Below are 12,096 nucleotides of genomic sequence, written 5' to 3' on the forward strand. Positions count from 1 at the left end.
ATTGGATATTAGGTTATTTTTAGAATTAAAACACTAAAAATAACCTAATTATAATTTCAATATTAGTATGCCAAGATTTCTTTCAGATCATTTTCGAATCTGCCTTTCGGCAAATATTGATCTTCCAAAGCTTTTGTAAACGGAATTGGCGAGTCTAAACTTGCTACGCGTTTTACCGGCGCATCAAGGTATTTGAAACAATTTTCCATTATCATTGCCGAAATATCGCTGGCAATTCCACCAAACATACTGTCTTCTTGATAAATAATCACTCTTCCCGTTTTCTTTACAGAAGCAAAAATAGCTTCGGTATCCAAAGGCTGTAAGGTTCTTAAATCCAATAAATCCGCCGAAATTTCAGGATTTTTTGCTAAAGTATCCAAAGCCCAATGCACCGCTGCTCCAAACGAAATGATAGTAACATCATTCCCTTCTTTCAACAAAGCCGCTTTTCCTAATGGAATGGTATAATAATCTTTTGGGACCTCTTGGTAAACGCTTCTGTACAATTGCTTGTGCTCAAAAAACAATACCGGATTCGGGTCGTTTATGGAAGTATTCAACAATCCTTTGACATCATACGGAAATGCCGGATAAACTACTTTTAAACCTGGCGTTTTGGTAAACCAAGCTTCATTGGTTTGCGAATGAAAAGGTCCTGCTTGTGTTCCTCCACCGCAAGGCATTCGGACCACAACATCGGCTTTTTCTAACCAACGATAATGTGATTTGGCTAATAAATTTACAATTGGGTTGAAACCTGTCGAAACAAAATCGGCAAACTGCATTTCCACAATCGCTTTATATCCATTAATCGACAATCCCATTCCTGCTGAAACCACTGCACTTTCACAAATTGGCGTATTGATAACACGCTCTTTGCCAAACTGCGCTACAAAACCATCGGTAATTTTAAAAGCACCACCATATTCAGCAATATCCTGACCCATGATTACTGAGTTTTCATGACGTTCCATTGATTGTCTCAAACTGCTAGAAATGGCATCTATAAAACGAATATTTTCTTTTTCCTCTGAAGGATTAACTTGCTCAAATACATATGGCTTATAAACATCATTTAGTTCTTCACTTAATGAAGCTTCAATCTCCGGTTCCGCATTGGCAATTGCCAGACTTTCATCAATTTCCTTCTTTATTTCGGTATGCAAAGCCGCATCAAAATCTACTGTAAGAATTCCGTTTTCGGTCAAATAGTTGAAGTAATTTTTAACGGGATCTTTAATCGCCCACATATCCATTAACTCTTGCGGAACGTATTTGGTGCCACTCGCCTCTTCATGCCCGCGCATTCTGAAGGTTTTGAATTCCAATAATACTGGACGTGGATTTACTTTCATCGAAGCCTTTAATTCGGATAACAAATTAAAAACTTCAAGGATATTATTTCCATCAACAATATGACTTTCCATTCCGTAGCCTTTCCCTTTATCGGCCAGATTTTCGCAACGGTATTGTTCATTCGTAGGGGTCGAAAGGCCATAACCGTTATTCTCTATCACAAATAGAACCGGTAATTCCCAAACCGAAGCAATATTCAACGCTTCATGAAAATCTCCTTCACTTGTTGCTCCTTCGCCGGTAAAAACTGCCGTAACTTTTCCGTTTTTCTTGAGTTTATTGGCCAAAGCAATTCCGTCAGCCACACCTAATTGCGGACCTAAATGCGAAATCATTCCAATAATCTTGTATTGTTGTGTTCCAAAGTGAAAACTGCGATCACGACCTTTAGTAAAACCATTGGCTTTGCCCTGCCATTGTGAAAAAAGACGGTACAAAGGAATATCTCTTCCGGTGAAAACGCCAAGATTTCTATGCATTGGCAAAATGTATTCATCTGAATCTAAAACTGCTGTGACTCCAACAGAAATAGCCTCTTGACCAATTCCAGAAAACCATTTAGATACCTTTCCCTGACGAATAAGAATCAACATTTTCTCCTCAATTAGTCTTGGTTTCAGTATTCTTTTATATAAATCTAATAATTGGTTGTCTGTAAGATTTTTTCTGTCGAAGATCATTTTTTCGGTTTTATTGTATGGTTCAAAGATAAAAAAATATAACAGTTTAGTGTTATTTTGTTATATTTTTTTATATTGTTTATAAGTTTTAAAATTCAGATATAAAATTATTCTTTACATTTGTATCTGCAAGGTTTTTAGCCTTACAAGTTATTAAAAAATATTTAAAAGTATGCAAAACATTCCTAGTGTTGACTTGCGTGATTTCCTTTCGGACGACCCGAAACGTAAACAAAAATTTGTAAATGAAATCGGAAGTGCATTTGAAGATATTGGCTTCGTAGCACTCAAAGGGCATTTTTTAAACGACCAGTTGGTTGATGAATTGTATGGTGAAATCAGAAATTTTTTCGCTTTACCTTTAGAAACAAAACACAGTTATGAAATCCCTGGAATTGGCGGACAAAGAGGGTATGTTTCTTTTGGAACAGAGCATGCCAAAGGCAGAAAAGAAGGTGATTTGAAGGAGTTTTGGCACTTTGGACAATATGTGTCTGAAGATTCAAAATACGCTTCGGAATACCCAGAAAATGTTGAAGTTAAAGAACTTCCCCGTTTTAATATTGTAGGTAAAGAAGCCTACCAAATGCTGGAAAAAACAGGAGTTTATGTTTTGAGAGCTTTGGCTTTACACCTTGGTTTGGATGAATTTTATTTTGACCAATATGCCAAAGACGGGAATTCAATCTTAAGACCTATTCATTACCCACCAATCACGTCTGAACCAGCAAATGCAATTCGTGCTGCTGCTCATGGTGATATCAACTTAATTACTTTGTTGATGGGTGCGCAAGGAAAAGGGTTACAAGTACAAAATCACAACGGAGAATGGATTGATGCTATTGCTGAATCGGATGAATTAGTTATCAATGTGGGTGATATGTTATCGCGTCATACTAATAACAAATTGAAATCAACCATTCATCAAGTGGTAAACCCACCAAGAGAATTATGGGGAACTTCACGTTATTCTATTCCGTTTTTTATGCATCCGGTGAGTGATATGAAATTGGATTGTTTGGAAAACTGTATTGATGCAGAACATCCAAAAAAATTCGAAGATATTACCGCAGGAGCCTATTTATATGAGCGTTTAGTAGATTTAGGGCTTATTAAAAAATAAACTTAATTTACGTCAAATACTAAAAGACATTAAGTTTATGCTTAATGTCTTTTGTTTTTTACCAATTTAAATCAGCATTATCTGCGTTCAAAATATATAAAGTTATGGACTTACAAGACCAATTAAAAAATCTTTTTCCAGATCACGAACCATCTCCTGAAGATCCAATTGAAGAAGTGGCTCACGAATTATACGTTCAAAAAGAACCTATGATTTGCAAATTCGAAAAACGTAAAGGAAAAGCGACTACCATAATTGAAGGGTATGAAGGTACTGACGAGGATTTTAAAATCCTGGCCAAAGAAATCAAAACCAAATTGAGTGTTGGAGGAACTTTCAAAGATGATTCCATTATCATTCAGGGTGATTATCGTGATAAAATAATGACTGTTTTAAAAGAAAAAGGATTTAAAGTAAAACGTGTTGGAGGTTAAAAAGTATTTAGTGTTCAGTTATTAGTATTCAGTTGAGCAACTTGAAACCTTAAACATTAAACAAAAAAATAATGATACAATCATCAGAATTAATATTAAATCCAGACGGTAGCGTTTACCATTTGAATTTAAAACCAGAACATATTGCACACGATATCATCTTTGTAGGAGATCAAAATCGCGTGGAGAAAATCACTCAATTTTTTGACAGTATTGAATTTTCGACTCAAAAAAGAGAATTCAAAACCCAAACCGGGATTTTTAAAGGCAAGCGAATTACAGTAATGTCTACAGGAATTGGTCCTGACAACATTGATATTGTCATCAACGAACTGGATGCTTTGGTCAATATTGATTTGAAAACCCGTCAGCCAAAAGAAAATTTGACTTCATTGAACATCATCCGTATTGGAACTTCGGGTTCTTTACAAGCCGATATTCCTGTGGATAGTTTTGTGATGTCAAAATTTGGATTAGGACTGGATAACATGCTTCGCTCCTATTTAATTGACGAAGTTTCGAATCTTGAAATGGAAGATGCTTTTGTAAAACACACCAATTGGGATTTACGAAAAGGGAAACCGTATGTAATTGCTTGTTCCGAAAAACTGGAGAAAATTATAGAAAGCAATAAAATGCATAAAGGAATTACCGCAACTGCCGGTGGTTTTTATGGTCCTCAAGGTCGCGTTTTGCGTTTGAATATTCAAGATGAAGCGCTAAATTCTAAAATGGATAATTTTAAATTTGGTGACAACCAAATTACCAACTTAGAAATGGAAACGGCAGCAATTTATGGACTTTCAGCTCTTTTAGGACATAATGCTTTGTCATTAAACGCTATTATTGCCAATCGTGCTTCGGGAACATTTAGCGAAGATCCGTACAAAGCCGTTGATGAATTGATTGCGTATACTTTAGAAAAAATAGCTTTAGGATAGCGAAATTAATTTTCAAAATCTTACCCATTTGTAGTTTTAAAAAAGTGCTCTTTAATTTTTTTAAAACTACATTTGTTCTTAGAACAAAACGATAATGAAAATAATACTTACAGGTGCAACAGGAGTTCTGGGATCTCATATTATGTATGAAATTCTGGAGCTTTTCATCAACACTAAAATTGATGGTAAACTTTTTATAATTGCCCGAAATAAAGGAAAAAAATCTGCTTTAGATCGCATAAACGAACTTTTATCGAGCAGTTATACGCCAAAAATTATAAAAGACAAAGGCATAGAAAAATTGCACGAATACATTGAAATCATCGATACTGATTTGGCTGAGATTCAAGATACTTTTTCAAGCCAAATAAAAGATGCTTATTTCATCCATTCTGCTGGATTCGTGAATTTATCTACTGATGAAGAGCAACGGGAAAAGATTTTTGATGAAAATACTAAAATCACTAAATCGCTTTTCAATCTATTTCATCCTTTCATAAAAAAGTTTATTTACATCGGAACTGCTTTTTCATCTGGAAACCGAAAAGGATTGATTGACAATGATTTTCATAGTTTAGGATTCAAACCGGAGCATCGCAATGCGTATGAAAATGCCAAATTTCACTCAGAAAATTTTATAGCGGAAGAATGTAAAAAAATAGATTTGCCTTTTCAAATTCTGCGTCCAAGTGTTATTGGAGGTAAAATGTTAGGAACCGAAAATCCATATTTTATTTCAAAATATATGGTTTTTTATCTTTTGGCAAAATTCTTTCACTTTACTTCTCAGCGAAAAGGGGAACAAGAAAATGTGCGTTTTATCGTTAACGAAGACACCGTTTTGAATATTATCCCTGTTGATTATGTGGCAAAAGTGATTGTCAATACGTTTCAAAGAGAAGATATTGAACAGCTTAACATTGTACATAATAAGAGTTTCAATATGGTAAATGGATTGCGGTTGATTATGAAAGAAGTTGGCTATACCAATTTTACTTTGATACAAAATTCGTTAGACTTTAAATATAAAAATACGATCGAAAAATTGTATTACGAAAGTATTGGAAAACATTTAAACCCATATTTCACGACAGCTGCCAACGAATATGATACCACTTTGCTGAACTCCATTATGGAAATACCAAAACTGGATCAAGAGGCGTTCACCAATATGATTCGTTATGCGAGATTGAATAATTTCAAAGATATTAATGTGTAATTTCAGGAGCTAATTCCTGCTGTACACTGCAATCTATTGCGCCGAACCACGGCAAAATAGGATTTACGTTGCCATCAGGGCTAAATCGGGAACCATCAAATTTTTAGTAAAACATGAATCTTATTTTAGAAACCGACCGATTAATTTTAAGAGAAATGCTAGTTTCAGATGCCGACACTTTATTTGAAATGGACAGCAATCCTAAGGTACATCAATATCTTTGGAACAAACCATTGACAGATATTAGCGAAGTACATTCCTATATAGAACTTGTTAGAGCACAATACATTCAAAATAATATTGGGCGATTTGTGGTTGTTTTGAAAGAAACTAATGAATTAATTGGTTGGGCTGGATTAAAATACAACACTGAAATGGTGAATAACAAAGTTCATTTCTATGATATTGGCTATCGGTTAAATGAAAAATTCTGGGGCAAAGGATACGCCAGTGAAGCCAGTTTTGCATGGCTTGATTATGGTTTTAATGTAATGAAAATCAAAATCATGGAAGCCGCAGCGCATACAGATAATATCGCCTCAAACAGAATATTACAAAAAATTGGACTGAAAATGACTGAACAATATCTGGAAGACGGTGTTTCTTGGAATTGGTACGAATTAAAAAATCCTAACCTATAATGAAAACAATAAAAATAGCTGGAGTTCCGGAACATTTCAATCTTCCCTGGCATTTGTCAATAGAAAACGGAGATTTCGAAAAAGAAAACATCGATTTGCAATGGACTGACGTTCCAGAAGGAACCGGAAAAATGTGTCAAATGCTTCGTGATGGCGAAACTGATATTGCCGTAATCCTAACGGAAGGAATCGTAAAAGATATTGTTGCCGGAAACCCGAGTAAAATAGTTCAGGTTTATGTAGAAAGCCCTTTGATTTGGGGAATTCACGTAGCAGCAAAATCAAATTACAAGACATTGGCTGACTTAGAAAACACCAAAGTGGCTATTTCCAGATTAGGTTCCGGTTCGCAATTAATGGCGTATGTAAATGCTGATAATCAAGGTTGGAAAACAGATAATCTTCAGTTTGAAATTATAAATACCATTGATGGAGCTGTCGAAGCTTTGACAAATGGAACCGCCGATTATTTTATGTGGGAGCGTTTCATGACCAAACCACTTGTAGACAAAGGTATTTTCCGCAGAATTGCTGATTGCCCTACGCCTTGGCCTTGTTTTGTAATTGCGGTTCGTGAGGAAGTTTTGGAAAAAAATCCAGCCGTTATTTCAAAAATTCTTGCAATCATTAATCAAACTACGCTTGAATTCAAAGATATTCCAAGTATTGACAAAACGTTGGCTTCAAATTACCACCAAAAAATAGAAGATATTCAAGAATGGTTGTCATTAACGCAATGGTCACAAAAACCATTAGCAGCAGAAATGTTAAACAAAGTTCAAAATCAACTTTTTCAACTTAAAATTATCGATAAAAAAGGTACTTTTGAGGATATTGTAAAAACAGTCTAGATTGCTGTTTTTATTTTTGCTATGATAAAAATAAAAGAAATTAATTTTCAGGGTATTAAACAGCGATTTCAGGTCAAAAAACCTTGGGATGACGTTATTATTTTTATCCTAAACATATTAATTGCTATTCCACTCTTTATTATTGTTCATCAAAACTTAATCAATCCCAATTGGTTTCTGAACATCGACAGAGTCGTTTTGTTTCTATTGATGATTGTTGTTATTCAAATTATCCTTCGATTCTTGAGAACAATAATTCTCTTTTGTATCATTCTATATTTATTGGTTTTGGTTTACGGTTCGACAATTGGAAACTATGGATTTAACAGCGTTTTTGAAGATTATAATTCAATTATGTACACCATGTCCGACAATCCATATCCACAAGATATCATCATTGCAAAATTGCTTCCGTTTCCCAATAAATCAAAAATTATTAATGCCATCGAGTATCAAAATCCGAAAGTCCGGAATTTTGCGGTTATGGCAACCTCAAAACATTTTAAAGACATAAAAGGGTATTCTGATTACAGAACCATCATACAATGCTTTGCCGTTTTCAAAGAAATAAATAGCCGATGGAACTACGTAAGCGACCCAAAAGCAAGAGATTATATCGCTACGGCTACGGAATCACTGCTTTACTTTTCAGGAGATTGTGATGATCATTCCATATTAATGGCTGCCAGTATCAAGTCTATCGGTGGAACTCCCCGATTAATTCATACTACAGGACATATTTATCCAGAAATACTGATAGGTTCACTTACTGATTTAGAAAAAGTCAATTTTCTAATTAAAAATGTCCTATTTGTCAATGAAAGTAACGAAAATAAACTTCATTATCACGTTGATGAGCGCGGTCAAATCTGGATGAATTTAGATTATACAGCCAAATATCCCGGCGGACCTTTTATGTCCGAAGAAATTTTAGGTGCCCTGACATTAGATTAATTCAATTTCATTTTTTGTTCAAATAATCAAATATTTCCCCCTTCCGAATTTATAAGTATACCATTATTCCTTCCCTTTAATCATTAAATTTTCCTATCTTAACCAAACTTAAAATTTTTATTTTATTAAAAGTTTACTATGGAAAATTCAAAGCTCAAAGCCTTTATCCCTCTTTTTTATCTGGTGTGGTCAGACGACCTCTTAACACAAAAAGAATTCATTACGTTACAAGATTTTATTCGTTCCCAGAGTTGGATTTCCGAAAAGGAACAGGAATTTCTTCTTTCAAAAGTAGCCATTTCATCTCCGCCGTCAAGAGAACTGCTTGCTGATTGGAAAGCTGAAATAGAGAAAACGATCCAAGGAAAACCTTCAATCAAATCCATTTTTGATATTTCTATTGTGCTTTCGGAAAATGATACAATTATTAAAGATCTCGCAGCTGCTTTTATAAAACTGGAAAATGATCTGGGAATTTTAGGCGAAGAAGCAATTGGAAATTTTAAAACAAAGTCAAAAACCTTTACTTCAAATTACCAATCTACCCACACATTCGATATAGAAAAACTAACCCAGATTCTGGATGGAGAACAGTCCACAATTATTAAAAAGGTAAAGTCAATCATCAGCCGACCAGAGTTTGCCTACGAAGCTTCTACTGATACTGCTGTCTACCGTGAAAAAGTATACGATTGGTGTAAAATCCTTGCGGAGGAAAACTTAGGAAACATGGCTTATCCGAAGCAATACGGCGGCGGTGAAAACATTGGCGATTACTTTGCCATCATGGAAACATTGAGTTATCACGATTTAAGTCTGGTAATCAAGTTTGGGGTACAATTCGGGCTTTGGGGAATGAGCATACAATCGCTCGGAACAGAAAAACATTATAGCAAATACTTAAAAAATATTGGTTCACTCCAGTTACCCGGCTGTTTTGCAATGACCGAAACCAATCACGGTTCGAATGTAAAAGGAATAGAAACAACGGCAACATATAATCACGACAGCCAAACATTTATTATTCATACACCTCATGAAAATGCACAGAAAGAATACATAGGTAACGCGGCAGTGCACGGTCAGATGGCTACGGTTTTTGCCAAATTAATCATTGATAAAATTGATTACGGAGTGAATGCCTTTATTGTTCCAATACGTGATACGAATAGTAAAATCCTGAAAGGTATTACTATTGGTGATTGCGGCCTTAAAATGGGACTTAATGGCGTAGACAACGGAACAATTCGTTTTGAAAATGTTTCCATCCCAAAAGAAAATATGCTGGATCGCTTTGCCTCGGTAAATGATGATGGAAAATTTGAAAGCCCAATCCCAAGTGACAATCGACGTTTTTTTACAATGCTTGGAACTTTGGTAGGTGGACGAATTGGAATTCCTAGATCTGCATTGGCTGCAGCCAAATCAGGATTAACAATAGCAATTAAATATAGTGACAAACGCAGGCAATTTGGACCAGAAGGAGGCTCAGAAGTCCCAATCTTGAATTATCGTATGCATCAACGCAGACTAATTCCATTGCTGGCAAAAACCTATGCGATACATTTTGCATTACACTATTTGACTTCCCGTTTTATGAATAAAAAGGAATCTGAAATGCAGGAAATTGAAGCGCTCGCTGCCGGAATGAAAGCCTACTCAACTTGGAGTACAACAGCTGTTTTGCAGGAATGTCGCGAAGCTTGTGGTGGCAAAGGATATCTGTCTGAAAATCGTATTGATGCCTTAAAAAATGACACCGAAATCTATACTACTTTTGAAGGGGACAATACTGTATTGATGCAATTGGTAGCTAAGAATCGTTTGTCAGAATTCCGAAAATCATTTGGAAAAATGGATGCTATGGGCATAATTAATTACGTTTATGAGAATGCCAAAACTGCAATTTCTGAAAAAAATCCAATTGTAACCCGAAAAACGGATGATATCCATATACTCGATGAAGAGTTTCATTTGACTGCTTTTCAACACAGGGAAAAAACGACATTAGCTTCTGCAGCAAAGCGATTAAAAAAACTAATTGACGGCGGACTTGAACCCTATGATGCCTTTAATGTGGTACAGCACCAGATGATTGATGCTGCTCAGGCGTATCTCGAACGAATTGTTTTGGAACAATTTCAAAAAGCAATTCAGAGTATCGAGGACAAAAAAAGCAAGGGAATTATGTTGAAATTGAGCCAATTATATGCCCTTTCACAGATTGAAAAAAATAAAGGCTGGTATCTTGAAGATGGTTATATGGAAGGCGTAAAAACAAAAGCCATACGCAAGATGGTGAATCAACTTTGCTGGGAAATTAGGCCGGATGCAGTTTCTTTAGTAAACGCATTTGACATTCCTGAAAGTTGTCTTGCCGCTCCAATTGCATTGTAATATGATCCAAGATCTAATCTGTTTCCAATTTTCATGGTTCAAACGGAACTATTTATGAACCATTTTTTACCGGATTTGAAGAAACAGTAATTAAAAAGTGTATCTCTTGATCTGATTTTAGCATTTATAACAAACTAAAAATAGATATCTTTCAAACTAAAAAATTACATAAATGGCATCAATAGACTTTGAACAATTGAAACAACGTTCCTTAAAATAAGAAAACGCTACCACGAATTAGAACTTATGCACCACGGGAGTGAATGGACTGTAGAAGAAGATGCCTTGGCTTTCCTTACCGATGCTGGTTTAGTAGGCAGACTTACAATGTCGCAGCAAGGAAGATGGCCAAAAGAAAATACCCAAGAACAACTCAAACACAAATTAGGGGAATCTATCTGGTGGCTAACCGTATTGGCTGAAAGAATGAATATTGATATTGATGAAGCCACAGAAAAATTCTTAACTAAAACCGAAAAATTAATAGAAGATTAAACTATGGATAAGAGTCTAAAATGGAAAGATGTTAAAATCTATTTTTGGTCCTAACAAAAAAGTTTATGAATTTTTGAATACAATATTTGAACCATAAAAAACTCCATTATTTCTAATGGAGTTTTTTGTTATTGATACTATAACTTTTACAAACTATTTTCTTAAAATTTAGTTTTTTTTCCTTTTAAAATTTTACCTTCCTTCGTAAATTCTAGATCAATATTGTTCGTTAAATCCACATCGAGGTTTTTGTGTCCATAATCAATGTGCGTGATTTTTTCATCCGGATAATTTTTTGCCACGTAATCTTTGACTGATTTGGGGATGAATGCAGTTGGAATAGGTTTTTTGCCACCATCTACCTCACGGTAGGCACCGTCTTTCCAAAATTCTACTTCGGTACCATCTTTAAGCTTGACTTCATATCCTTTTTCACCGTGTTCTGCATCTTTCTTAGCGATATTAACTGATGTATGATTAAAATATTTTTGCAGAAAATCCTGTGCTGCTTTTGGTAATTCAGTGGTTTCTATTTTCTTTTGAGCATTAGTAGATAGAACAAAGCCCAGTAATAATGAGACAAAAATGATTTTCCTTTTCATGGTTTACATATTTAGGTTATCGTATTGCTAAATTACGATAAGTAAAAATACATTCAAATCAATTTAAGAAACCTTTAATCATTAGGATAATTTTTGTGGTCCTTACGAACCTGTTTAGAAACCATTTTTTTGCAGGATTTAAATAAAATAGCGCTGAGAAATCCTTTCTATTTCAATTTGAAAAAAGTAGTTTTGTACTGCTAATCTTTTGTATTAAAGTTACTCAACTGCCACAAGCTGAAAAATGCTGAAAATATAAATTTCTCACGTTAAATTATATAGAAGTAATGAAAGTCATAATCACTACTTTACTAATAAAACCATCATCAGTAATATCGGCTAAGTTTTTCTTATAGAGAGGAGTCAAGATCAAGTTAAATAAAAAGGAAGTGAAAAAAGT

The 12,096-nt window shown here is 34.7% G+C and carries 11 protein-coding genes; 9 read left to right on the top strand and 2 right to left on the bottom strand.

Annotated elements, in window-relative coordinates; genetic code table 11:
- Window positions 1-62: 62 nt before the first annotated feature.
- Window positions 63-2,039, bottom strand: a complete 1,977-nt coding sequence (locus tag QLS97_RS15455; protein WP_282717903.1) for an alpha-ketoacid dehydrogenase subunit alpha/beta — start codon at window positions 2,037-2,039, stop codon at window positions 63-65.
- Between the two features lie 172 nt (window positions 2,040-2,211).
- On the opposite strand from QLS97_RS15455, the gene QLS97_RS15460 reads away from it, so the two are divergent.
- The 9 genes from QLS97_RS15460 to QLS97_RS15500 all read left to right on the top strand — a co-directional run bounded on the left by QLS97_RS15460 (window position 2,212) and on the right by QLS97_RS15500 (window position 11,094).
- On the top strand, window positions 2,212-3,162 hold the full coding sequence (locus tag QLS97_RS15460; protein ID WP_282717905.1) for an isopenicillin N synthase family dioxygenase: 951 nt from the start codon (window positions 2,212-2,214) through the stop codon (window positions 3,160-3,162).
- Between the two features lie 104 nt (window positions 3,163-3,266).
- Window positions 3,267-3,596 carry a translation initiation factor gene (locus tag QLS97_RS15465; RefSeq protein WP_282717906.1) on the top strand — a complete coding sequence of 110 codons (330 nt, stop codon included), beginning with the start codon at window positions 3,267-3,269 and terminating at the stop codon, window positions 3,594-3,596.
- Between the two features lie 71 nt (window positions 3,597-3,667).
- On the top strand, window positions 3,668-4,537 hold the full coding sequence (locus tag QLS97_RS15470; protein ID WP_282717908.1) for a nucleoside phosphorylase: 870 nt from the start codon (window positions 3,668-3,670) through the stop codon (window positions 4,535-4,537).
- A 94-nt stretch (window positions 4,538-4,631) separates the two neighbouring features.
- A complete protein-coding gene (locus tag QLS97_RS15475; RefSeq protein ID WP_282717909.1) occupies window positions 4,632-5,756 on the top strand; it encodes an SDR family oxidoreductase in 1,125 nt (374 codons plus the stop codon).
- 113 nt (window positions 5,757-5,869) lie between these two features.
- Window positions 5,870-6,397: a GNAT family N-acetyltransferase gene (locus QLS97_RS15480; RefSeq protein ID WP_282717910.1), complete on the top strand. Its 528-nt coding sequence runs from the start codon at window positions 5,870-5,872 to the stop codon at window positions 6,395-6,397.
- Entirely contained in the window at window positions 6,397-7,248 is an 852-nt protein-coding gene (locus QLS97_RS15485) for a substrate-binding domain-containing protein (protein WP_282717911.1), read from the top strand. The genes QLS97_RS15480 and QLS97_RS15485 overlap by 1 nt, the downstream gene beginning before the upstream one ends.
- A 21-nt stretch (window positions 7,249-7,269) precedes the next feature.
- Window positions 7,270-8,202 (top strand): transglutaminase, encoded by a 933-nt coding sequence (locus QLS97_RS15490; RefSeq protein ID WP_282717912.1) that lies wholly within the window; start codon window positions 7,270-7,272, stop codon window positions 8,200-8,202.
- A 138-nt stretch (window positions 8,203-8,340) separates the two neighbouring features.
- Window positions 8,341-10,599 (top strand): acyl-CoA dehydrogenase family protein, encoded by a 2,259-nt coding sequence (locus QLS97_RS15495; RefSeq protein ID WP_282717913.1) that lies wholly within the window; start codon window positions 8,341-8,343, stop codon window positions 10,597-10,599.
- A 246-nt stretch (window positions 10,600-10,845) separates the two neighbouring features.
- Complete coding sequence (locus QLS97_RS15500) at window positions 10,846-11,094, top strand: nucleoside triphosphate pyrophosphohydrolase family protein (RefSeq protein ID WP_282717915.1); 249 nt, start codon at window positions 10,846-10,848, stop codon at window positions 11,092-11,094.
- Between the two features lie 161 nt (window positions 11,095-11,255).
- On the opposite strand, the gene QLS97_RS15505 is transcribed toward QLS97_RS15500, so the two are convergent.
- The gene (locus QLS97_RS15505; protein ID WP_282717916.1) at window positions 11,256-11,696 is read right to left on the bottom strand and encodes a PepSY-like domain-containing protein; all 441 of its coding nucleotides are present in this window, start codon (window positions 11,694-11,696) and stop codon (window positions 11,256-11,258) included.
- Window positions 11,697-12,096: the final 400 nt, after the last annotated feature.

It is taken from the genome of Flavobacterium yafengii (assembly GCF_030010375.1).
GTDB classification, from domain to species: Bacteria; Bacteroidota; Bacteroidia; order Flavobacteriales; family Flavobacteriaceae; genus Flavobacterium; species Flavobacterium yafengii.